Source organism: Rhodovarius crocodyli (genome assembly GCF_004005855.1).
GTDB lineage: Bacteria > Pseudomonadota > Alphaproteobacteria > Acetobacterales > Acetobacteraceae > Rhodovarius > Rhodovarius crocodyli.
The window spans coordinates 1-23,073 of the sequence record NZ_SACL01000001.1 but is presented as its reverse complement, the minus strand read 5'-3'; the positions used below and the strand labels follow the sequence as shown (position 1 = coordinate 23,073).

22 protein-coding genes and 1 tRNA gene are annotated in these 23,073 nt (G+C 69.7%); 20 read left to right on the top strand and 3 right to left on the bottom strand.

What is annotated here, in order from left to right:
* Positions 1 to 13: 13 nt before the first annotated feature.
* Positions 14 to 643: a ribonuclease HII gene (locus tag EOD42_RS00110; protein ID WP_127785033.1), complete on the bottom strand. Its 630-nt coding sequence runs from the start codon at positions 641 to 643 to the stop codon at positions 14 to 16.
* A 54-nt stretch (positions 644 to 697) separates the two neighbouring features.
* Here EOD42_RS00110 and EOD42_RS00105 point away from each other — a divergent pair, with 54 nt between their 5' ends.
* From EOD42_RS00105 to grxC, 4 genes are read left to right on the top strand one after another with little or no spacing between them, the layout of a single operon-like run.
* Positions 698 to 2,893, top strand: a complete 2,196-nt coding sequence (locus EOD42_RS00105; protein WP_240654721.1) for an ATP-dependent helicase — start codon at positions 698 to 700, stop codon at positions 2,891 to 2,893.
* Between the two features lie 17 nt (positions 2,894 to 2,910).
* On the top strand, positions 2,911 to 3,798 hold the full coding sequence (locus EOD42_RS00100) for a 50S ribosomal protein L11 methyltransferase (protein ID WP_127785032.1): 888 nt from the start codon (positions 2,911 to 2,913) through the stop codon (positions 3,796 to 3,798).
* 35 nt (positions 3,799 to 3,833) lie between these two features.
* Positions 3,834 to 4,058: a hypothetical protein gene (locus EOD42_RS00095; RefSeq protein WP_127785031.1), complete on the top strand. Its 225-nt coding sequence runs from the start codon at positions 3,834 to 3,836 to the stop codon at positions 4,056 to 4,058.
* Between the two features lie 31 nt (positions 4,059 to 4,089).
* The gene (gene grxC / locus EOD42_RS00090; RefSeq protein ID WP_127785030.1) at positions 4,090 to 4,347 is read left to right on the top strand and encodes a glutaredoxin 3; all 258 of its coding nucleotides are present in this window, start codon (positions 4,090 to 4,092) and stop codon (positions 4,345 to 4,347) included.
* Here the strand turns inward: grxC and EOD42_RS25720 are convergent.
* On the bottom strand, positions 4,344 to 4,520 hold the full coding sequence (locus tag EOD42_RS25720) for a hypothetical protein (protein WP_164867704.1): 177 nt from the start codon (positions 4,518 to 4,520) through the stop codon (positions 4,344 to 4,346). The two genes, grxC and EOD42_RS25720, sit on opposite strands and share 4 nt — an antisense overlap.
* Before the next feature lie 134 nt (positions 4,521 to 4,654).
* Here EOD42_RS25720 and EOD42_RS00085 point away from each other — a divergent pair, with 134 nt between their 5' ends.
* From EOD42_RS00085 to EOD42_RS00010, 16 genes are all read left to right on the top strand, one after another.
* Entirely contained in the window at positions 4,655 to 5,608 is a 954-nt protein-coding gene (locus tag EOD42_RS00085) for an ABC transporter ATP-binding protein (protein ID WP_240654718.1), read from the top strand.
* Positions 5,605 to 6,645, top strand: a complete 1,041-nt coding sequence (locus tag EOD42_RS00080) for an ABC transporter ATP-binding protein (RefSeq protein ID WP_127785028.1) — start codon at positions 5,605 to 5,607, stop codon at positions 6,643 to 6,645. The genes EOD42_RS00085 and EOD42_RS00080 overlap by 4 nt, the downstream gene beginning before the upstream one ends.
* Positions 6,646 to 8,163: an ABC transporter substrate-binding protein gene (locus EOD42_RS00075; RefSeq protein ID WP_127785027.1), complete on the top strand. Its 1,518-nt coding sequence runs from the start codon at positions 6,646 to 6,648 to the stop codon at positions 8,161 to 8,163.
* On the top strand, positions 8,163 to 9,110 hold the full coding sequence (locus EOD42_RS00070; RefSeq protein WP_127785026.1) for an ABC transporter permease: 948 nt from the start codon (positions 8,163 to 8,165) through the stop codon (positions 9,108 to 9,110). The genes EOD42_RS00075 and EOD42_RS00070 overlap by 1 nt, the downstream gene beginning before the upstream one ends.
* Entirely contained in the window at positions 9,107 to 9,985 is an 879-nt protein-coding gene (locus tag EOD42_RS00065; RefSeq protein WP_127785025.1) for an ABC transporter permease, read from the top strand. The genes EOD42_RS00070 and EOD42_RS00065 overlap by 4 nt, the downstream gene beginning before the upstream one ends.
* 99 nt (positions 9,986 to 10,084) lie before the next feature.
* On the top strand, positions 10,085 to 10,654 hold the full coding sequence (locus EOD42_RS00060; protein WP_127785024.1) for a sigma-70 family RNA polymerase sigma factor: 570 nt from the start codon (positions 10,085 to 10,087) through the stop codon (positions 10,652 to 10,654).
* Positions 10,654 to 11,340, top strand: a complete 687-nt coding sequence (locus EOD42_RS00055; RefSeq protein WP_127785023.1) for an NrsF family protein — start codon at positions 10,654 to 10,656, stop codon at positions 11,338 to 11,340. Before EOD42_RS00060 ends, EOD42_RS00055 begins: the two co-directional genes overlap by 1 nt.
* 16 nt (positions 11,341 to 11,356) lie before the next feature.
* A tRNA-His gene (locus tag EOD42_RS00050) sits at positions 11,357 to 11,432 on the top strand.
* A gap of 225 nt (positions 11,433 to 11,657) precedes the next feature.
* Complete coding sequence (gene msrA, locus EOD42_RS00045) at positions 11,658 to 12,206, top strand: peptide-methionine (S)-S-oxide reductase MsrA (RefSeq protein WP_127785022.1); 549 nt, start codon at positions 11,658 to 11,660, stop codon at positions 12,204 to 12,206.
* Positions 12,207 to 12,617, top strand: a complete 411-nt coding sequence (gene msrB, locus EOD42_RS00040) for a peptide-methionine (R)-S-oxide reductase MsrB (protein WP_127785021.1) — start codon at positions 12,207 to 12,209, stop codon at positions 12,615 to 12,617.
* A gap of 95 nt (positions 12,618 to 12,712) precedes the next feature.
* Positions 12,713 to 13,864: a YncE family protein gene (locus tag EOD42_RS00035; RefSeq protein ID WP_206020201.1), complete on the top strand. Its 1,152-nt coding sequence runs from the start codon at positions 12,713 to 12,715 to the stop codon at positions 13,862 to 13,864.
* Positions 13,861 to 14,598 carry a polysaccharide deacetylase family protein gene (locus tag EOD42_RS00030; protein ID WP_240654715.1) on the top strand — a complete coding sequence of 246 codons (738 nt, stop codon included), beginning with the start codon at positions 13,861 to 13,863 and terminating at the stop codon, positions 14,596 to 14,598. Before EOD42_RS00035 ends, EOD42_RS00030 begins: the two co-directional genes overlap by 4 nt.
* On the top strand, positions 14,598 to 15,578 hold the full coding sequence (locus EOD42_RS00025) for a sterol desaturase family protein (RefSeq protein ID WP_127785020.1): 981 nt from the start codon (positions 14,598 to 14,600) through the stop codon (positions 15,576 to 15,578). Before EOD42_RS00030 ends, EOD42_RS00025 begins: the two co-directional genes overlap by 1 nt.
* Positions 15,579 to 15,618: 40 nt before the next feature.
* On the top strand, positions 15,619 to 16,341 hold the full coding sequence (pyrF, locus tag EOD42_RS00020; protein ID WP_127785019.1) for an orotidine-5'-phosphate decarboxylase: 723 nt from the start codon (positions 15,619 to 15,621) through the stop codon (positions 16,339 to 16,341).
* Positions 16,338 to 16,985 carry a phosphoribosylanthranilate isomerase gene (locus tag EOD42_RS00015; RefSeq protein WP_456307989.1) on the top strand — a complete coding sequence of 216 codons (648 nt, stop codon included), beginning with the start codon at positions 16,338 to 16,340 and terminating at the stop codon, positions 16,983 to 16,985. The genes pyrF and EOD42_RS00015 overlap by 4 nt, the downstream gene beginning before the upstream one ends.
* A gap of 180 nt (positions 16,986 to 17,165) precedes the next feature.
* A complete protein-coding gene (locus tag EOD42_RS00010; RefSeq protein ID WP_127785017.1) occupies positions 17,166 to 21,050 on the top strand; it encodes a cellulase family glycosylhydrolase in 3,885 nt (1,294 codons plus the stop codon).
* 12 nt (positions 21,051 to 21,062) lie between these two features.
* Here EOD42_RS00010 and EOD42_RS00005 read toward each other — a convergent pair whose 3' ends face one another.
* A complete protein-coding gene (locus EOD42_RS00005; RefSeq protein WP_127785016.1) occupies positions 21,063 to 22,634 on the bottom strand; it encodes an ABC transporter substrate-binding protein in 1,572 nt (523 codons plus the stop codon).
* Positions 22,635 to 23,073 lie beyond the last annotated feature (439 nt).

Genomic DNA, 23,073 nt, shown 5'->3' with positions numbered 1-23,073 from the left:
CTGAAGATCGAGGTTAAGAAGCGGTCATGCCGCGCAGCGCGGCCTCCACCGGGCCGAAGCCGCGCCGGTGATGCGGGCTGGCGCCCAGGCGGGCCAGGGCCTCCCGGTGGGCCGCCGTCGGGTAGCCCTGGTGCACGCTGAAGCCGTAGCCCGGCCAGCGCAGGCACAGCCGCGCCATGGCCCGGTCCCGGATCACCTTCGCGATGATGGAGGCGGCGGCGATGGAGAAGCTGGCGGCATCCCCGCCCACCACGCAGCGGCTGGCCACCGGCAGGGCAGGGGGGCGGTTGCCGTCGATCAGCACCAGCCCCGGCGCGCGCGGCAGCCGGATCACGGCCCGGCGCATGGCCAGGTGGGTCGCGCCCAGGATGTTCAGCAGCCCGATCTCGACGCAGGAGGCAGCGGCCGCCGCCCATTCGGCCTGGCCGCGCGCCCGTGCCTCGACCAGCGCGGCGAAGGCGGCCTGGCGGCGGGCGGCGGTCAGTTTCTTGCTGTCGTCCAGCATGCGGGCCAGCGCATCCGGCACACCGGCCGGGAACACCACGGCGGCGGCCAGCACCGGCCCCGCCAGGGGGCCGCGCCCGGCCTCGTCCACGCCGGCCACCAAGCCGCCGGCTTCCCGTTCCAGCGAAAAGTCAGGCATGACCCAATTCGTGCAAGCTTTGTTCTCCGTCCGCCCTGTTCTATATCCTCCCTCGTGACCCCCGACTATCTCGCCCGCCTCAATCCCGAACAGCGCGCCGCCGTGGAGACGCTGGACGGCCCGCTGCTCGTTCTCGCCGGTGCCGGCACCGGCAAGACGCGGGTGCTGACCACCCGATTCGCGCATATCCTGATGGAGGGACGCGCCCGGCCCTGGCAGGTGCTGGCCGTGACCTTCACCAACAAGGCCGCGCGGGAGATGCGGGAGCGCGTGGCCGCCATCCTGGGCCAACCGGCCGAGGGGCTCTGGCTCGGCACCTTCCATGCCCTGTGCGCACGCATGCTGCGCCGGCACGCGGAGCTGGTGGGGCTGAAAAGCGATTTCACCATCCTGGACACCGATGACCAGAACCGGGTGCTGAAGCAGATCACCCAGGATGCGGGGCTCGACACCAAGCGCTGGCCCCTGCCGGGGCTGATGGCCATCATCCAGCGCTGGAAGGACCGCGGCCTGACGCCGGAGCGCGTGACCCCCGCCGAGGACACGGATTTCGCCAACAACCGCGCGCTGGAGTTCTACGCCTATTACCAGGCGCGGCTGCGGCAGCTGAACGTGGTGGATTTCGGCGACCTGCTGCTGCTGGTGACCGAGATCCTGCGCACCCACCCGGACGTGCTGGCCCAGTACCACCGCATGTTCCGCTACATCCTGGTGGACGAGTATCAGGACACCAACCTGGTGCAGTACCTGTGGCTGCGCCTGCTGGCCCAGCGCGAGGACCCCGCCGAGCGCAACATCTGCTGCGTGGGCGACGACGACCAGTCGATCTATTCCTGGCGTGGCGCCGAGATCGAGAACATCCTGCGCTTCGAGAAGGATTTCCCGGGCGCCAAGATCGTCCGCCTCGAAAGCAACTACCGCTCCACCAGCCATATCCTGGGTGCCGCCTCGGGCCTCATCGCCCGCAATGAGGGCCGGCTGGGCAAGACCCTGCGCCCGGGCCGCGAGAACAATGCCGGCGCCAAGGTGCAGGTCGCGTCCCTGTGGGACAGCGAGGAAGAGGCCCGCATGGTGGGCGAACGCATCGAGCAGGCGCGCCGCGATGGCCAGGACCTGTCCGAGGTCGCCATCCTGGTCCGCGCCGGCTTCCAGACCCGCTCCTTCGAGGAACGGCTGATCACGATCGGCATCCCCTACCGCGTCGTGGGCGGCGCGAAGTTCTATGAGCGCGCGGAGATCCGCGACGCCATGGCCTATTTCCGCGCCACCGTGCAGCCCGCGGATGATCTGGCCTTCGAGCGCATCGTGAACCTGCCCAAGCGCGGGTTGGGCGATACCGCGATCCGGGAAATGCAGCGCCTGGCGCGCGAGCGCGAGGTGCCGCTGTCGATCGCTGCCAGCCTGCTGTGCGAGAGCGACGCCATCCGTCCCCGTCCGCGCGCGGCGCTGCGGGAATTGCTGGAAGGCTTCTCCCGCTGGCGCGCCACGCTGGAGAGCGAGGGCCACATCGTCGGCGCCAGCGCCATCCTGGACGAATCCGGCTACACCGAGATGTGGAAGCAGGACAAAAGCCCCGAGGCCCCCGGCCGGCTGGAGAACCTGAAGGAACTGCTGCGCGCGATGGGGGATTTCCCCACCATGCAGGCCTTCCTGGAGCACGTCGCCCTGGTGATGGAGAATGACGAGCGCGCCGAGGGCGCCCGCGTCAGCCTCATGACGCTGCATGCCGCCAAGGGGCTGGAATTCGAGATGGTCTTCCTGCCGGGCTGGGAGGAAGGGCTGTTCCCGCATCAGCGCGCGCTGGACGAGAGCGGCAACAAGGGGTTGGAGGAAGAACGCCGGCTTGCCTATGTGGGCATCACCCGCGCCAAGCAGGTGGCGGTCATCAGCCACGCCGCCAACCGCCGCATCTACGGCAACTGGACCAGCTCCATCCCCTCCCGCTTCCTGGACGAACTGCCGGCCGACCATGTGGAACGCGTGGGGGAGCGTCAGTCCGCCCGCGCCCCGGCCTCGGTGTTCTCCGGGCAGTTCGGGCTCTCCACCCGCCCGGCGCGCCTGGTCGAGGCCCCGGCCTGGGAGGTGCAGCAACGCCCCGCCCGCACGGGTGGCATGGCCGTGGGGCAGCGTGTGTTCCACCAGAAATTCGGCTATGGCCGCGTCACGGCGGTGGATGACGACAAGCTGGACATCGCTTTCGAGAAGGCGGGGCCCAAGCGGGTGCTCGACCGTTTCGTGGAACCCGCCTGAGCAGTTGAGAACCTGAGATGAAGCGCCGCGCCCTCGAACTGGAAACCATCACCCTGACCGGCCTGCCGGATGAGGCGGTGCCGGCCTATGAGGCCGCGCTGCAGTCCATTGCCCGGAGTGTGGGCTATTTCCGCGAGGAACCGGGTGAGACCTGGCGCCTGGAAGCCGTGCGCGAGAAGGGGGCGGACCCTGCCGAACTGGCCACCGCGCTCACCATCGCGGCCCTGGTGTCCGGCCACACGGCCGAGCCCGAGCGCGCCCATGTCGAGGCCGAAGGCTGGCTGGCCCGCACGGTCGAGGCCTTCCCCGAGCAGGAGATCGGCGGGCGTTTCCTGATCCGCCCGACCCATATGCCGAACCGCCGCGACTATCACCGCACGGTGCTGCGGCTGGATGCCGGCCTCGCCTTCGGCAGCGGCGAGCATAACTCCACCCGCGGCTGCCTGATGGCCTTCGAGCGCGTGGCCGCCCGCAAGCCGCGCCGCATCGCCGATATCGGCTCCGGTTCCGGCATCCTGGCCATGGCGGCGGCCACCACGCTGAAGCGCAAGGTACTGGCGACCGATATCGAGCCCTGGTCGGTGCGGATCGCGGGCGACAATGCGGTGATGAACGGGCTGCGCAACCTGCTGCGCGCGCGGCTGGCCGATGGCTGGCGCCATCGCCGGGTCGCGGCCGAGGGGCCCTATGACCTGATCTTCGCGAACATCCTGGCCCGGCCGCTCTGCGCGATGGCCAAGGATCTGGGCGGGGCGCTGGCGCCCGGCGGCACCGCCATCCTGGCCGGGCTGCTGGGCACCCAGGCGCGCTGGGTCATGTCCGCCCATCGCCATGCCGGGCTGGTGCTGGAACGCCGGCTGGATGTGGGGCCCTGGACCACGCTGGTGCTGCGCAAGCGCGCTTAACCTGCCGGTAAGCAGGGGCGCTGCAGGATGCGGGCATGCAGAAAGCAGCCCGCCCCCCGCATCATTATGATCCGCACCCCGATGACGTGTTCATCTTCCCCGACCGGGCCTTCGCGCCAGGCTATGAGCCCAGCCCGCCCAACCTGAACCCGCGCGCCGAACTGCCCTATGGCCGGGGGGAGATGATGCGCTTCCTGGCCATGCTGGCCGCGCTGATCGGCGGCATCGCGATGTTCTCCGCCATGTTCCTGCAGGGTTGACGGAAGGCCGGGGGCGCTCCACCTGCCTTGCATGGCCAAGATCGAGATCTACACCCAGCCCTGGTGCCCCTATTGCGCACGGGCGCTGAACATCCTGAACGAGAAGAGCGGCGAGGTGCGCGAAATCAACGCGCCCCACGGCACGGCTGAGCGCGAGGAAGCGATCAAGCGTTCCGGCGGGCGCACCACCGTGCCGCAGATCTTCATCGACGGCGCCCATATCGGCGGCTGTGACGACCTGGTGGCGCTGGAACGCGCCGGCAAGCTGGATGCGCTGCTGGCGGCCTAACGGCCGCCGATCCTGCGGGCGACCAGCGCCGCGCAGGTCAGCCCGATGATCAGGCGCGCCACATCCGCCATCTCCGGCGCGGTGCCCCAGGCCGCCATCCCGATCGCCCCCACCGCCACGGCCACGGCGCCGATCCCGCACAACAGGGCGATGAAACGCCAGCCTCGCCGCATGCCTGATCCTCCCTGGACGGTGTCTGCCTTTATATAGTGCAGCCGGGCAGGGGCGGCAGCATCTGGGGCCAAAGGGCTGGCTTGTCCGACAAAGCCGCATCATGCTGTTGGGCGCAGATGATCCGGTTCACACGATGCTGAGCGTCGACAGGCTTTCCGTCACCTTCCAGACGGCGCGCGGGCCTTTGCGCGCGGTCGATGATGTCTCCTTCACGCTGGAGCCGGGGCGGACCGTCGCGCTGGTGGGCGAATCGGGCTGCGGCAAATCCGTCACCTCGCTCGCCATCATGGGCCTGCTGCCCGGCAGCGCCCGCATCGGCGGGCGGTTGAGTTTCGAGGGGCGGGACCTGCTCGCTCTCTCGGCCGTCGAGCGCCGCAAGCTGTCCGGCGGCACGCTGGCCATGGTGTTCCAGGAACCCATGACCAGCCTGAACCCCGCCTTCACCGCCGGCGAGCAGGTGGCCGAGGCGCTGCGCGTGCATGAGGGGCTTTCCGCCGAGGCCGCCATGAAGCGCGCGGTCGAGATGCTGGACCGCGTGCGCATCCCCGACCCCGCCCGGCGCGCCGCGCAGTATCCGCACCAGCTCTCGGGCGGCATGCGCCAGCGCGTGATGATCGCCATGGCCCTGGTCTGCAAACCCCGCCTGCTGATCGCGGACGAGCCCACCACCGCGCTCGACGTGACGGTCCAGGCCCAGATCCTGTCCCTGCTGGCGGAGCTGAAGCGCGAGACCGGCACGGCCATCCTTCTCGTCACCCATGACCTGGGCGTGGTGGCGGACCATGCCGACGAGGTGGTGGTGATGTATGCCGGCCGCGTGGCCGAGACCGCGCCCGTCGGGGCCCTGTTCGCCCGGCCCGAGCACCCCTATGCCATCGGGCTGATGGGGGCGGCCCCCCGTTTCGCCACCCCCGGCGGGCGGCTGGCGAGCATCGCGGGCACGGTGCCTGACCTGATGTCCCCGCCGCCCGGCTGCCGCTTCGCACCCCGCTGCCCCTTCGGCGACGACCGCTGCGCGGAACAGCCGCCCATGGCCCCGCTGGCCGCCGGGCACCAGGTCGCCTGCTGGGTGGCGCCCATCGCATGACCGGTTACGCGCTCGAACTGGCCGGCATCCGCCGGCATTTCCCTGTCCGCGATGCGCTCGGCCGCCCCAAGGGGGCGGTGCGCGCGGTGGATGGCGTCTCGTTGCGGGTGGCCCCGGGCGAGGTGCTGGCCATCGTGGGCGAATCGGGCTGCGGTAAATCCACGCTGGGGCGCCTCGCGCTGCGGCTGCTGGAACCTGACGAGGGCAATGTGCAGGTGCTGGGCCAGGAATGGACGGCCCTGTCGCCGCGCGCCCTGCGCGCCGCCCGCCGCGACGCGCAGATGATCTTCCAGGACCCCTTCGCCAGCCTCGACCCCCGCATGACGGTGGCGGCGGCGATCGAGGAACCGCTGATCCTGCACACCAGGCTCTCCCGCGCGGAGCGCCTGAAGCGCGTGCATGAGCTGCTGGCCCGTGTCGGCCTGCGCCCCGAGACCGCCGTGCGCTACCCGCATGAGTTCTCGGGCGGGCAGCGCCAGCGCATCGCCATCGCGCGCGCCATCGCCAGCAACCCGCGCATCGTCATCGGGGATGAGCCGGTCTCGGCACTCGATGTCTCGGTCCAGGCGCAGGTGCTGAACCTGCTGATGGACCTGATCCGCGAAATGGGGCTGGCCTTCATCCTGATCAGCCACGATCTGGGTGTGGTGCGCCATGTCGCGGACCGGGTGGCGGTTATGTACCTGGGCCGCATCGTCGAGGAAGGCCCGGCCGCCGGAATCTTCGCCGCCCCCGCCCATCCCTATACCCGCGCGCTGCTGGCCGCCGTGCCCGGCCAGGGCGCTGCCGAGGCCGAACCGATCCGGGGCGAGATGCCGAGCCCGATCGCGCCCCCCCCGGGCTGCCGTTTCCACACCCGCTGCCCCTTCGCGGTGGCGCGCTGCTCGGCCGAGACGCCGGAGCTGCTCGGCACCACCCATAAGGTGGCCTGCCATCTGGCGGGGGAACTGCCCCCCGCCGCCCCCTTTGCCGAAGCCCATACCGGCGGCGAGCGCCTGTCGCGCCTGGCCGCCCACTTCCACCGGGAGGAAGCCTGAATGTTGAAGCGTACCCTGCTGGGCGCGGCCGCCGCGCTCACCCTGCTGGCCGGCGCCGCCCAGGCCCAGCAGCCGCAGAACCTGCGCATCGGCCTGCGCGAAGACCCTGACATCATGGACCCGACGCTGGCCCGCACCTTCGTCGGCCGCATCGTCTTCGCCAGCATCTGCGACAAGCTGTTCGACATCAACGAGCGCCTGGAGATCGTGCCCCAGCTGGCCACCGGCTATCGCTGGGAGGACCCGCGCACCCTGCTGGTGACCCTGCGCCAGAACGTCCGCTTCCATGATGGGGAGGTGATGGACGCGGAGGCGGTGCGCTATTCCCTGAACCGCCACCTGACCATGCAGGGCAGCTTCCGCCGCGGTGAGATCAACACCATGGAATCGGTCGAGGTGGTGGATCCGCAGACGGTCCGCATCCGCCTGACCGGCCCCTCCGCGCCCTTCCTCAGCCAGCTGACCGACCGCGCGGGCATGATCGTCAGCCCCCGCGCCGCCGAGGCCGCCGGGCGCAATTTCGGCGCCCGCCCCATCTGCGCCGGCCCCTATCGCTTCGTGGAGCGCGTGGCGCAGGACCGCATCGTGGTGGAGCGTTTCCCGGAATATTGGAACGCCGAGAAAATCCACATCCAGCGCATCACCTACCTGCCCATTCCGGACGGCACGGTGCGGCTGGCCAACCTGCAATCCGGCGCGCTCGAAATGGTGCAGACCATCGAGCCCGACGACCTGGCCGCCGTCCGCCGCAACAACCGCCTGCGCGTCTCGATCAGCGACGAGCTGGGCTATCAGTCGCTGACCATCAACATCGGCAACGGCCCCCGCGCCCAGACGCCGATGGGCCAGGATGCCCGCGTGCGCCAGGCCTTCGAGCTGTCGATCGACCGTGCCGCCATCAACCAGGTGGTCTATGAGGGGGTCTATACCCCCACCGTGCAGCCGCTGCCCCCGGCCAACCCCTATGCCGCCGGCGCCCTGCGGCCGGAGCCGCGCGACGTGAACCGCGCCCGCGCCCTGCTGCGGGAGGCGGGCGTGACCACCCCGGTGGTGGTCAACATGACCGTTCCCAACAACCCCGACCTGCGCCAGGCGGCCGAGGTCATGCAGTCCATGGTGCGGGAGGCCGGCTTCGACCTGCGCATCAACGCCATGGAATTCGCCTCCTCCCTGCAGGCGGCGGTGCGTGGCGACTTCGAGGTGTATCTGCTCGGCTGGTCGGGCCGGGTGGACCCGGACGGCAACACCTGGTCCTTCATCCATTCGCGCGGGCCGCAGAATGACGGCCGCTATTCCAACCCCGAGGTGGACCGGCTGCTGGACGAGGCGCGGGTGGAAGCCGATGTCGGCAAGCGGCGCGACCTCTACGCCCAGGCCTTCCAGATCGCGATCCGCCAGGACCGCAGCCGCATCTACCTGTGGCACCGCAAGAACATCGTGGTCCACACCGCGCGCCTGCAGGGCTTCACCAACGTGCCTGACGGGCTGATCCGCGTGACGGGGCTGCGTCTGCAGTAATGGCACGCTGGTTCCTCCGCCGGCTGGGGCAGATCCTGCCCACGCTGCTGATCCTGTCCTTCGGCATCTTCGCGCTGCAGCAGCTGATGCCGGGCGACCCCGCCCTGATCCTGGCGGGCGAGGACCGGGGCGACCCGGAGGTGCTGGCCCAGATCCGCGCCGAGCTGATGCTCGACCGGCCGCTGCTTGAGCAATATTTCCACTGGCTCGGCCGGGTGCTGGTGGGGGATTTCGGCTTCTCCTGGCGCATCCGGGAGCCGGTCTCGCAGCTGATCCTGTCCAAGCTGCCGGTCACCGCGCAGCTCGCGAGCATGAGCTTCCTCATCGCGCTGGTCATCGGCATCCCCGCCGGGGTGCTGTCCGCCGTGTGGAAGGACAAGCCGGCCGACTGGGGCATCAATGCGGTCGCGCTGTTCGGCATTTCCACGCCGAATTTCTGGCTCGGCATCATGATGATCATGTTCTTCTCGGTGCATCTGGGCTGGCTGCCGCCCAGCGGCTATGTGCCGCTCTGGGAAGACCCGGTGCAGAGCCTGGCCACCACCATCATGCCGGCCTTCGTGCTGGGCACGGGCGTGGCCTCGGTGCTGATGCGCCACACCCGGGCCGCCATGCTGACGGCCCTGGCGCAGGATTACGTGCGCACCGCCCGCGCCAAGGGGCTGATGGAGCGCGTGGTCGTCGCCCGCCATGCCCTGCGCAACGCGCTGATCCCGGTGGTTACCCTGGGCACCATCGAGTTCGGCCGCCTGCTGGCCGGTGCCGTGCTGACCGAGCAGATCTTCTCCATCCCGGGCTTCGGCAAGCTGGTGGTGGATGCGGTGTTCAACCGTGACTACCCGGTGGTGCAGGGGGTGGTGCTGGTCACGGCGCTGATCTTCGTCACCCTTTCCCTGGTGGCCGACATCCTGGCCATGCTGGTGAACCCGCGGCTGAGGGCGGCATGAGCGCGACGACCGCCACCGTCATCCGCCCCCCGCAGAGCCCGGCCCGCCGGGCGCTCTCGGCCTTTGTCGCCCATAAGCTGGCCATGTTCGGCCTGCTCGTCGTGCTGGTGTTCATCATCGGTGCGGTGTTCGCGCCCTATCTGGCCGGCGCCGACCCCATCGCCACCTCCTGGTCCGCGATCCGCAAGGCGCCCTCGGCCGCGCATTGGTTCGGCACGGACGAGAACGGGCGCGACGTGTTCGCGCGCGTGCTGTACGGCGCGCGCGCGTCCCTCGCCGCCGGCGTCATCGCCGTGGGGGGCGCGCTGCTGATCGGCGTGCCCTTCGGGCTGATCGCGGGGCTGGCGGGGGGCTGGGTGGATGCCGTCATCTCCCGCGTGGCGGACGCCATGCTGGCGGTGCCCTTCCTGATCCTGGCCATCGCGCTCGCGGCCTTCCTGGGGCCGGCGCTGGAAAACGCCATGCTGGCCATCGCCATCTCGGCGTCCCCCATCTTCACGCGGCTGGCGCGCGGCATGGTGCAGGACGCGGCCAGCCAGGATTACGTCGAGGCCGCCCGCGCCATGGGCAACCCGCCCTGGCGCACCGCCATCCTGCATATCCTGCCCAACATCGCGCCCTCCCTGCTGGTGCAGGCCACGCTGTCGATCGCGGAGGCCATCATCGCGGAGGCCTCGCTCTCCTTCCTCGGCCTCGGCCAGCAGCCGCCCTCGCCCAGCTGGGGCAGCATGCTGAACAGCGCCCAGCGCTTCATCGAGAACGCCCCCTGGCTCGCGATCTTCCCCGGCGGCGCCATCTTCGTGCTGGTGCTGGCGCTGAACCTGGTGGGGGATGGTCTGCGCGACGCGCTGGACCCGCGCGGCGCGAAAAGATGATACTGGCCTCGTAACCTTCGCCCCGCCTGCCACGAAGCCCCGGCTGTGAACCAACCGGGGGCCATCATGGCAGGCGCGAGCCTGACAACGGGAAGAGCGATGACGGGCGACAGCGTCACGCCCGATGCGCGGGATCTGCGCTGGTCGGCCCTGATGGCCGCCGCCCAGCAGGGCGACTCGCGCTCCTACGACCGCCTTCTGCATGAGATCCTGCCGCATATCCGCTCCATCGCCCGGGCCCGCCTGCGCGGCTCGGCCGAGGTGGAGGACGCGGTGCAGGAGACGCTGCTGTCGCTGCATGCGCTGCGGCACACCTATGACCCGGCTCGCCCCTTCCGCCCCTGGCTGAATGCCGTGGCGGAACGCCGGGCGATCGACCAGCTGCGCCGCCGCGGCCGCCGCCAGGGCCGCGAGGAAGTGCTGGACGACCAGCCCGAGACCGCCTTCGCCACCGAGGCCACCGGCACCACCCGGCTGGAGGCCGAGGAACTGCGCCGCGCGGTGGCCGATCTGCCCCCCAGCCAGCGCCAGGCCCTGCTGCTGGCCAAGCTGGAACAGCGCCCGCTGAAGGAGGCCGCGGAACTCAGCGGCCTGTCCGTGGGCGCATTGAAGGTAGCGACGCACCGTGCCATTGCCGCGCTGCGCGCCCGTTTCGATGGAGACCGCTGATGGACAGCGAAACCCTGATCGCCCGGCTTTCCACCGACCTGCGCCCCGTCCGCCGCGTGATGCCATGCTGGATGGGCATGCTGGCCTGGCTGGCCTGCGCCGCCATGGCCGCCGGCGTCGTCGCCTGGATGCACGGCATGAACCAGACCCTGCACGAGGCGATGGACGATTGGCAGGAACAAGCCAACATCGTGCTGTCCCTGCTGACCGCGCTGACCGCCGCCTACTCCGCCTTCGAGCTGGCACGGCCGGATACCAGCCGCCGCTGGCTGTGGCTGCCGGTGGCCCCTGCGCTGGCCTGGTTCGCGGGCCTGGGCATCGGCTGCATCGCGGAGCTGTTCCCCGGCGGCTCCGAGGGGCTGCACGGCGAGGAAAGCATGCTGTGCCTGGGCATCATCGCGGCGGTCGGCCTGCCGCTCACCCTCGCGCATATGCTGATGATGCGCCACGCGGCATTGACCCGCCCGGTGGAGGTCTCGGCCCTGGCCGGGCTGGCCGCCGCCTCCTTCTCCTCGGCCGTGTTGTCGCTGCTGCATGGGGTGGAGGCATCGGGCCTGCTGCTGCTGTGGCACGGGACCTCGGTGGTGCTGGTGGCATGGTTCGGAAAGCGCTTCGGTGCACAAAGCTTCGCCCTGGTGGGACTTCGTGCCGGTGTGCCGGTTGACCGAAGCGCCACCCGCCTCTAAAGGGCTCCCCCGTGCGGCGGTCGTAGCTCAGCTGGTAGAGCGCCAGGTTGTGGTCTTGGATGTCGCGGGTTCGAGCCCCGTCGATCGCCCCATCTTTTTTATGCCCTCAGGTTTATGCCCTCAGGCGCCGGGCGCCGCCTCCGGCGGCTTGGCTTACGGCGCGCCACGGGCATCTCCTTCGACATCTGCCTTATGGGCGCCGCCCGGCGCCCCGCGCCGGGGAAAATCCCCGATGGCGCTCCGCGCCTGGATTTCCCGCCGCTGTTGCTAGCGCCGGGGCGGCGCCCCATGTTTCACCCCGAAACGGAGGGCCTGGAATGACCAACACCACCGAGACCGCCATCCTGGGCGGCGGCTGCTTCTGGTGCCTCGATGCCGTCTACCGCGAATTGCCCGGCATCCTGTCCAGCGAATGCGGCTATGCCGCCGGCCATGTCGACAACCCGTCCTATGAGGAAGTCTGCGGCAAGAAGACCGGCCATGCCGAGGTCGTGCGACTGACCTTCGACCCCAGCCGAATCGCCTTTGCCGACATCCTGCGGGTGTTCTTCACCATCCATGACCCCACGACGCCCAACCGCCAGGGCGCCGATGTCGGGCCGCAGTACCGCTCCATCATCATCGCGGCCGACGACGCCCAGGCCGAGACCGCCCGCGCCGTGATGGCCGAGGTCGAGGAAGCGAAGCTCTATCCCGCGCCGGTGGTGACGGAGCTGACCGGCCTCACGACCTTCTGGATCGCGGAGCCGGTCCATCAGAACTATTTCAACCACAACCCCTGGGCGGGCTATTGCCAGGTGGTCATCGCGCCCAAGCTCGCGAAGTTCCGCAAGATGTTCTCTGGGCGCCTGCAGGAGGCCGGATGAATGGCTGACACCACCGAATACCCCGTCGCCTTCACGGATGAGGAATGGCGCCAGCGCCTGTCGCCCGATGCCTATCGGGTGCTGCGCCAGCACGGCACGGAACGCCCCGGCAGCTCCCCCCTCAGCGAGGAGCACCGGGACGGGCGCTTCGCTTGCGCCGGCTGCGGCGCCCAGCTGTTCGAGTCGGAGACGAAATACGAGAGCTGCTCCGGCTGGCCCAGCTTCTGGGCGCCGCTCGAAGGCGGGGTCGCCACCCGGATGGACCGCAGCCACGGCATGACCCGCATGGAGGTGCATTGCGCCAAATGCGGCGGGCATCTGGGCCATGTCTTCCCGGACGGGCCGCAGCCCACCGGCCTGCGCTTCTGCATGAACGGTGTGGCTTTGACGTTTCAGCCCGCCGAAAAGTGATCCGCATCAACGCAGACGCCTCCAGCGCCTTGTAAAAGCCGCGTTGGTGGTGTCCTAAGTGGCGCCTGTACTCCTCGCTGTTTCAGGTGCCGCCCATGCGCCGCTTCGCGCGCCCCATTGCCGTTCTGTCATGTGCCGCCTCGCTGCTGGCGGCCCCCGCCCGGGCGGATATCGTCTATGTGCTGAATTCGGGCGAGGCCTCGATCTCCGTCATCGACGCGCGGGAGCGCACGGAGCTGCGCCGCATGCCGGTGCTGCGCGAGGTGCACCACGCCGTGCTGACGCCCGACGGCAGCACGCTCGTCATCGGCGATTCCGGCGGCAATGAGCTGATCTTCATGGACCCCGCCACCGGTGAGATCCGCCGGCGGGAACGCATCTCCAACCCCTATCACCTGGAATACAGCCCCGACGGGCGCTTCCTGGTCGTGGCCTCGCTGCGGCGGGACCAGATCGACATCTATGATGCCGGCACCCTGCAGCTGACCGCGCGCTTCCGCCAGCCGGACAAGCCCAGCCACGTCGCCTTCAGCCCCGACAGCCGCATGGTCTATGTCACGCTGCAGGGCACGGGTGAGGTCGCGGCGGTGGACCTGACGCGCAAGGAAACCGTCTGGACCGTGCCGGTGGGGCCCGAGCCCGCGGGCATCATCTGGCACCGCGGCCGCCTGCTGATCGGGCTGATGGGCAGCGACGAATTCGTCAGCCTGAACCCCGAGACGCGGGAGGTGACCACCGCCTTCCGCACCGCGCGCGGCGCGCACACTGTGTTCCCGGCACCTGACGGCCGCTACCTCTATGCCACCGCGCGGGTCGAATCGGGCGTGTGGCAGATCGACGCCAACACGCTGGAGGTGGTGCGCCGCTTCGATGTCGCGGGCGGGCCGGACTGCATCGCCTTCGACCCCGACGGGCGGCTCTGGATGACGCTGCGCTGGCTCGGCCGCGTCGCCATCCTGGACCCGCGCGACGGCACCATGGACCATGTGCGCGTGGGCCGTTCCCCGCACGGCATCTTCGTGATGCCGCGCCGGGAGGGAATGCGCGCCGATTTCGCCTCCATCATGCCGGGCGCGGTCTCGGGCTATCGCCCGCTGCCGAGCCCGCTGGCCGCCCGCAGCGGAGAGCCCGCCGCCGGCCACCCGCCGCCGATCATCGCCGGCGCCCCGGTGCTGGCGCCTGGGCCCGTGGTCACGCCCGCCCGTTTCTTCCGCCGTGGCCCCTGGCGCGTCGAGGACGCGAATTGATCCCCCGCCGGGCCCTGCCGCTGGCGGCTGCGGGGCTGGCGCTGCCCCGCATCGCCCGCGCCCAGGCCCCGGTGTTCCTGACCATCGACACCGGCTGGTCGCGAGAGGCCGAGCAGATCGCCGAGGTGCTGCGCTGCCGCGCCATCCCGGCCACCCTGTTCGTGGCGCAGGAGCCCACCTTTCGCGGCGACCGCACGCTCGATGCCTCCTGGGGGCCGTTCTGGCGGGCCCGTGCGGCCGAGGGCCACGCCTTCGCCAGCCACACCTGGCGCCACTGGTACATCAGCGACGCCGGGCCCGGCCGCATTCGCTATGCCTCCCGCCGGGGCGGGGAGGGCGCGGAGGTGCTGGATGCCGCCGGCCTCTGCGCCGAGCTGGCACGGCCCATCGAAGCCCTGCGCACCCTGGTTCCCAATGCCCGGGTGCTGCCGCTGTGGCGCGCGCCGGGCGGCATCCAGACCGCCCAGGCCCGGCAGATGGCCGCTTCCTGCGGGCTGCGCCACCAAGGCTGGACCGCCCACGGCTTCCTGGGCGACGAGCTGGACAGCGCCGCCCACCCCAACGCCGCCCTGCTGCGGCGGAACCTGGCCAATATCCGCCCTGGTGAGGTGCTGGTCATGCATTGGGGCGTGCGCAGCCGGCGCGAGCCCTTCGCGGGTATCTTCGATGAGCTGATGGCCGGGCTTCTGGCGCGCGGCCACCGCTTCGCCCTGCTGCCGGAGGGCGGCGCCTGATGTGGGAATGGCTCTCGGATAAATACGATCTGCTGGCCACCTGGATCTTCGAGACGGCGATCCAGCCCGCGCTCTATTCGCTCGGCCTGATGGACTGGGCGGAGGACGCCTTCACCTGGGTCGGCTTCTTCCTGTTCGGGCTGGTGCAGGTGGCCGTGGTCTATGCCATCTGCCGCCCGCTGGAGGCCTGGCGCCCGGTGGAGCCGCACCAGGACCGCCGCTTCATCCGCACCGACATCCTCTACACGCTGCTGACGCGCCTGGGCGTGCTGCCGCTGATCGGCTTCGTCATCTTCTTCTCGGCCGATGCCTGGCTGGCGGGCGCCATGGCCGACAGCGGCTGGATTCCGCCGAATCTGGAGGAGTTCTTCCCCGTCCTGCGCGATGTCCCGTGGCTGGCGATGCTGGTCTACATCGTGGTGATCGACTTCTTCGAGTATTGGCGCCACCGCTTCCAGCACACTTTCGGCTGGTGGTGGGCGCTGCATTCCATCCACCATGCCCAGCAGCACATGTCCTTCTGGACCGACGACCGCAACCACATCCTGGACGATGTGCTGCAGGCGGCCTGGCTGGGGGCGCTGGCGGTGCTGATCGGCGTGCCGCCCGGCCAGTTCCCGGTGATCCTGACGGTGCTGCGCGTGGCCGAGAGCCTGTCCCACGCCAACACCCGCATCCATTTCGGCCGGCTGGGCGAGAGGCTGTTCGTCTCCCCGCGTTTCCACCGGCTGCATCATGGGGTGCTGGGGGCAGGGGCCACGGGGCGGAACTATGCCGTGCTGTTCCCGGTGTGGGACTGGGTGTTCGGCACCGCCAATTTCGACCGCGAGCGCTTTCCCGCCACCGGTGATCCCGAGGCGCCGCAGGCCTATGTGACCGGCGGCTGGCTGCGGCAGCAGTGGGAAGGGGTGCGGCAGGTGGTGCTGGCGCTGCTGGGGCGGCGGCGCAACCTGCCCGCCCGCGTGCCGGAAGGCGACTGACCCCCTCGGATCGGGCGCGGCTTTATTGTAGACAGCCCTCATGCTCGCCCGCCCGAACTCCGCCGCCGCCCGCATCATCCCGGCCATCGACGTGCCTGACCCGGCGCGCGCCGCCGAGATCGCCGCCGCCCTGGCCCCGCATACCGGCCCGGTGAAGGTGGGCCTCGAGCTGTTCGGCGCCGGCGGGCCGGCCGCGATGCGGCAGGTGGCGGCCCATGCCCCGGTCTTTCTGGACCTGAAGCTGCACGACATCCCGAACACGGTGGGCTCCGCCGTGCGTGCCCTGCTGCCGATCCGCCCGGCCATGCTGACCATCCACGCCGCCGGGGGCGCCGCCATGGTCGCCGCCGCCCGCCGCGCGGCCGAGGAAGCCGGCGAGGACCGTCCCATCATCCTGGCCGTCACGGTGCTGACCAGCATCGATACCGAGACCCTGGCCTCCACCGGCGTGTCCGGCGGGCCGGTGCAGCAGGTGCTGCGGCTGGCACGGCTGGCACTGGATGCCGGTGCCGACGGGCTGGTGTGTTCCCCGCAGGAAGTCTCGCGCATCCGCGATGCCTTCGGCGCCGCCCCCGCCCTGGTGGTGCCCGGCGTCCGCCCGCCGGGCAGCGAGGCCGGCGATCAGGCCCGCACCGCCACCCCGGCCGAGGCCATCGCGGCCGGCGCCGACTGGATCGTGGTGGGCCGCCCCATCACCCGCGCGCCCGACATGGTCGCCGCCGCCCAAGGAATCGCAGCGTCCATTGCCGCCGGCATCGGCTGATGGAGATCAAGATCTGCGGCCTGAGCACGGTTGAGAGCCTGGCGCTCTGCGCCGAGCTGGCCGTGGATCATGTGGGCTTCGTGTTCTTCCCGCCCTCGCCGCGCGCGGTCACGCCCGAACAGGCCGGTGCCCTGTGCGCCGCCGCCCCGGCGGGGCCGCGCCGCGTGGGCCTGTTCGTCGATGCGGATGACGCGCTGCTGGACGCCACGCTGGCCGCCGCGCCGCTGGACATGCTGCAGCTGCACGGCACCGAATCACCCGAACGCTGCGCCGCCATCCGGGCCCGCTTCGGCCTGCCGGTGATGAAGGCGATCGGCATCGGCACCGCCGAGGATTTCGCCCAGCTGGATGCCTATGCCCCGGTGGTGGACCGCTTCCTGCTGGATGCGAAACCCGCGCCGGGCGCGGCGCTGCCGGGCGGCAATGCGCATCCCTTCGAATGGGCGCTGCTGGCGGGGCGCGCCATCCCGCGCCCCTGGCTGCTGGCCGGGGGGCTGACGCCCGCGAACGTATCGAAGGCGATACAGGTCAGCGGCGCGCCGGGTGTCGATGTCTCGTCGGGCGTCGAGGAGTCGCGTGGCGTGAAGTCTCTCTCGCGAATTCGCGAATTCGTCACGGCCGCGCGACAGACCGACGAATCCTGACGCCTGCAAGCGTCTCAGGAATACACCCATGGGTTGAGTGGCGTCGCCTTGTGTCGTTGTTTGTGTCGGGATCAGACCAAGGTAAAGATTTGGCTAAGTGGCTGAATATCAACTATCTAATGGCCATCCCTCGCATATGTTTCCCCCCGGAGAGCGGTTGTTCCGCTGGGGGATCGGGTCATGGTCGAAACTGTCAATGCAACGCTGCGTAGCAACTGGGATGGTGGTTTCGTGGCGGATCTCACCGTCACTGCAACCGGAAGCGCCAGCAACGGCTGGACGGTCGAGTTCGACGCGCCCTTCGAGCTGACCAATGTGTGGAACGCCCGCATCATCAGCCGCGTCGGCACCCACTATGTGCTGGGCAACCTCGACTATAACGGCACCATCGCGGCGGGCAGTTCCACGGGCTTCGGCTTCCAGGCGGGCGGCAGCTTCAGCCAGCTGACCGGCCTGCACACCGGCACGGGCAGCGGCTCGACCGGTGGTGGCATCATCCCCGGCCTCACCATTTCCGACATGACGATCGCGGAGCCCGTCTCGGGCACCGCCAACGCCACCCTGACCGTCACCCTCAGCGCCGCTGCCACCGGCACCGTCTCCGTGAACTATGCGACCGGCGGCGGCACCGCCACGGCGGGTTCCGACTACACCGCGACCTCCGGCACGTTGACCTTCGCCGCCGGCGAGACCAGCAAGACCATCACCATCCCCGTGAAGGCCGACACGCTGGCCGAGGGGACGGAGACGCTGAACGTCACCCTCTCCAGCCCCAGCGGCGCCACCATCACGGACGGCACCGGGGTGGTGACCATCACCGATACGGTGGTGCCCGTGGGCGCGCCGGAACTCGGCATCTCCGACATCGCGGTGACGGAGCCCGCGAGCGGCACCAAGGGCGCCACCTTCACCATCACCCTCTCCCATGCCTCCACCGAGGTGGTGCAGGTCGCCTATGCCACCGCCGACGGCACCGCCCATGCCGGCAGCGACTACACCGCCGTCTCCGGCACGCTGGTGTTCAACCCGGGTGAGACGAGCAAGACCGTGACCGTTCAGGTCGCGGGCGACGGCATCGCCGAGGGCAGCGAGACCTTCGCGCTGAACCTGACCCATGCGGCCGGCGCCACGCCGCCCAGCCTCTCGGCCACGGCGACCATCAGCGACCCGGTCTCCAGCAGCGGCTATCTGCACACGGACGGCAACCAGATCGTCACCGCGGACGGCACGCCCGTGCAGATCAACGCCACCAGCTGGTTCGGGGGCGAGAGCACCACCTATGTCCCGCACGGTCTCTGGTCGCGCGGCTACAAGGACATGCTGGACCAGATGGTGGAGCTCGGCTTCAACACCATCCGCCTGCCTTACAGCGACGAGGCGCTGGAGCCCGGCAAGGTGCCGAACGGCATCGACTTCAGCCTGAACCCGGACCTCCAGGGCCTGACGGTGCTGCAGGTCTACGACAAGATCGTGGAATATGCGGGCCAGGTCGGGCTCAAGATCTTCTTCGATCACCACCGCAGCGACGCGGGCGCCGGGCCGAACGGCAACGGGCTGTGGTATACCGGCACCTATCCGGAATCGAAGATGATCGAGAACTGGGTGATGCTGGCCAACCGCTATGCCGGCAACACCACCGTCATCGGCGCCGATCTGCACAATGAGCCGCACAACGCCAGCTGGGGCACGGGCGATGCCGCGACCGACTGGCAGCTGGCGGCGCAGCGCATCGGCAATGCCGTGCTGGCCGCGAACCCCAACTGGCTGATCATCGTCGAGGGCGTGGAGAGCTACCAGGGCAACAACTACTGGTGGGGCGGCAACCTGCAGGGCGTGGCGCAGCACCCGGTGGTGCTGAACGTGGCCAACCAGCTCGTCTATTCGCCGCATGACTATCCGAACAGCGTCTTTCCCCAGACGTGGTTCCAGGACCCGAACTACCCCAACAACCTGGACGACATCTTCCGCGCCAATTGGGGCTACATCTACGAGCAGAACATCGCCCCCATCCTGCTGGGCGAATGGGGCACCAAGCTGGTGGACCCCCTGGATGCCGGCTGGCTTTCGGCCATCACCAAGTATCTGGGCGGCGACTTCAACCTGGACGGGGTGAAGGACATCTCCGCCGGCAAGCTGCCCATGTCCTGGGCCTGGTGGGCCTGGAACCCCAACAGCGGCGACACCGGCGGCGTGCTGCAGGATGACTGGCTGACGCCCAACCTGAACAAGGTGAATGCGGTGAAGCCGATCATGTTCGGCCTGATCACGGGCGGCGGCAGCGTGACGCCCCCCACGGGCGGGGACACCGCGAGCTTCGCGACCAGCGCGGAGCTGGCGCTGGGCAGCATCGCGTCATCCGTGACGCATATCGAGCTGACGGGCGACAATCTGGGGGCGGGCTCCCTGGATCACCTCGCGCATCTGACCACGGTGACGCTCACGGCCACCGCGCCGCAGCTCTCGGCCAGCTTCAGCGCGGCCGATGCCTCGGCCTTCACCGGCAAGGCCATCCATGTCTCGGCCCCGAATGCGCAGCTGCTGGGCGTGGACGGCACGGCGCTGGGCAGCGATGCCTCCCTGCGGGTGACGGGCACGCATGACCTGGTGGTGTTCGGCGGGGCGGGCGACGACATCGTGGTGGCTGGCGACGGCAGCACCCTGTTCCAGGGCGGCGCGGGCAGTGACCGCATCATCTTCGGCACCGCGGCCGGCATGGCCGCCGCCCAGGTGGACGGCGGCGCGGGCACGGATGTGATCGAGCTGGGCGCCGATGTGACGACGCTCTCGGCCAATGCCTTCGCCGGCAAGTCCAACATCGAATACCTGCAGTTCGACACCACGGGCAGCGTGACGGCCAGCTTCGGCCTGCAGGCGGTGGGTGCTTCCAACGGTCAGCTGATCGTCGTGGCCCCCAATGCGGCCAGCGTGCATTTCGATGCCTCGGCGGTGCCTTATGGCGCGGTGGTTCTCTATGGCACGGCGGGGGCCGACACGCTGATCGGCGGTCAGGGCGACGACTGGCTGATCGGCCAGGGCGGCGCCGATACGCTGAAGGGCGGCGCGGGCCAGGACAGCATCGTCTTCGCGACCGCCGCCAGGCTGGCCGAGGCCGCGCTGGTCGATGGCGGCACCGGCTTCGACACGCTGAAGATCGAGGGCGGCAACGCCGTCACCGACAGCGCCTTCGCCCATGTGACGAACATGGAGCACCTGCAGCTGGCCGGCGGCGGCGTGCAGTCCGCGACCCTGGGTGACCTGGCGGGCACGGGCTTCGGCGGGCGGGTGACCGTGACCGGCCCCGGTGCGACCGCCCTGTCGATCGATGCCCATGCCATGACCACGGGCGTGCTGGACGTGTACATGACCACGGGTGCCGACACGATCACGGGCAGCACCGGCGCGGACCTGTTCCGGGGCGTCGGCGCGGGCGACACGGTGCGCGGCGGCGCGGGCAATGACGGCTTCCAGTTCGCGGGGCTGTCCGATTTCACGGGTGCCGCGCTGGTGGATGGCGGCACCGGCTATGACCTGGCGGCGGTGGGCGGCTTCGGCAGCCTGGCCGACAGCGGCTTCGCCCATATCGCCAACATGGACCAGGTGGTGTTCGTGGGCGGGGCAGATGCCGCGACCAGCGGGCGCGTCACGCTGGCGCTGGGCGGCAACGCGGCGGCGGCCTTCAAGGGTGATGTGACCCTTTCGGCCGCAGGCGGCACCAGCCTGACGCTGGATGGCTCGGCGCTGGCGGGCAAGGGGCTGGTCGCGGTCGGCGGGGTGGGGAACGACGTGTTCACCGCCTCCGCGCAGAACGACCTGTTCGTGTCGGGCGGCGGGCATGACCTGTTCATCTTCGGCGCCCAGACCGGCCATGACCGGGTCGAGGGCTGGGTCTCGGGCAATGACGGGCTGTTCTTCCAGTCGCTGACCGAGGCCGAGGTGCAGGCGATGCTGGCGGGCGCCACCGAGGCCGGGGGCGACACCACCCTGCATTACGCGGGTGGCGACGTGACGCTCGCCGGGGTGGCCAAGGCCGGGCTGGCCTTGACCGATTTCGGCTGGGGGATGTGAGGGAAGGGGGGCTTACGCCCCCTTCCTGAGGTTCCAGAACGTCGCGAAGTTCGGGATCAGCCCGCTGAGGCTGTTCCGGTAGGCGGTCGCCTGGAAATACTGGCCGAGCGGGATGAACGGCACCGACTGGAAGGCCTGGCGCTGCATCTGGCGGGCGATGTCCTGCTGGGCGGCCAGGTCGGGCGCATCGAACCAGCGGTCCCGCATGCCTTCCAGCACCGTGTCCTCCGGCCAGCCGAACCAGCCGCCCTGGCCGGTGGCGCGCAGCAGCGTATTGGCCGCGGGGGTGGCGTTGTCGGCGCCGGCGCTGAAGGTGCAGAAGCAGCTCCAGCCACCCTGGGCGGGAGATGCCTTGCTGCCGCGCCGGCTCAGCACCGTGCCCCAGTCCATGGCGCGATAGTCCACGTTCAGGCCGATCTTCTTCAGCGTGTCGGCCGTGACCTCGCTCATGGCGCTGACATGGGGCAGGTCGGTGGGTACGATGAACACCACCGGTTCGTTGTTGTAGCCGGCGGCGGCCAGTTCCCGCTTGGCGGCCTCGATGTCGGCGGTCATGCCGTCGAAGCCGGCATCGCTGGCCAGCGGGCTGCCCGGGGTGAAGACGCCGCAGGGGACGCGCCACATGGCCGGATCGCTGCCGGCACCCGCGATCATGGAATCCTGCTGGTTGATGGCCCGCAGCACGGCCCGGCGCACGGCGGGCTTATCGAAGGGCGCATGCAGGTGGTTCATGCGGAAGCTGGCCATGTAGCCGGCACGGTCCAGCACGGCCACGGTCAGGTTGCGGTTCCGGCGCAGCAGGGGCAGCAGATCCGGGGTGGCGAAGTCCCACCAATCGACCTCGCCGGCCTGCAGGGCATTGGCGGCGGTGGAGGGATCGGGGGTGGTCAGCCACTCAACGCGGTCCAGATGCACCACCTTCGCGCCGGCGGTGCCGCTGGGCGTGCCCTCGGCGGGGACATAGCGCTCATTGCGGGCATAGATGGCGCGCGCGCCGGAAACACGCTCACTGGCCACAAAGCGGAAGGGGCCGGAGCCCACCATCTCCGTCACCTGGGTGGTGGCGGGGGTCATGGCCAGGCGCTCGGGCATCATGGCGGGCATATAGACGCCGAACTTGCCCAGCGCGTTGGGCAGCATGGGGAAGGGGCGCTTGAGGCGGAAGACGATGCGGCGGTCGTCGGCGGCCGAGAGCTCATCCACCGCGGACATCAGCGTGCCGCCGAAACCGTCGCGGCTGGCCCAGCGGCGGATGGAGGCCACGCAGTCCTTGGCCAGCACCTTCTCGCCGTCATGCCATAGCAGGCCTTCGCGCAGGGTCAGGGTCCAGCGCTTGCCGTCATCCTCGACCGTATGGCCGGCAACCATCTGGGGGCGCGGGTTGTACTCGGCATCGGTGCCGTAGAGCGTGTCGAACACCATGAACCCGTGGTTGCGGGTGACGTAGGCGGTGTTCCAGTGCGGATCGAGGGTGGAGAGATCGGCCTGGGGGATGAACTTCAGGGTGCGATTGGCCTGGGCGCTGGCGATGCCGGGTGCGGAAAACGCGGCCCCGGAGGCCATGAGAAGTTGCCGTCGCTGCATGATGCCGATCCTGTCTGGGTGTCGGGCGGCATGGCAGCATGGGCGGGGCGGGGCGTCCACGGCGGAAAACCGGGAGTTTTTGAAAGGTTGCAGAAAAACTTCGGTTTGGAGGTGAGATTCTTCCCGGGGTGGGGTTGCGGGGTTCGGCCCATCCCCGTAAAAGCCCGTTCACCGCAGCGAGGGCAGCTGAGGTGGTTGACACGGGGCGCTGAGTTCTGTATCTTCCACGGCCTGCCTGAGGGGCGGAAAATCCTGGAACTCCGGAAGGGGTGCTCGGGTTGGGGATTTATCCCTGGCTGAGGTTTCTGGGATGTTGTTGATTTAAAACTGTATCTGTTTTGAGAAGTCTGCGTTTTTGATAGCGCTGATGTTCTTGGATGGGCTGGATGAGAGGCTGGCGCTGGCGGCTTTGCGGCTGTTGGTGTTGGTTTGTCTGATG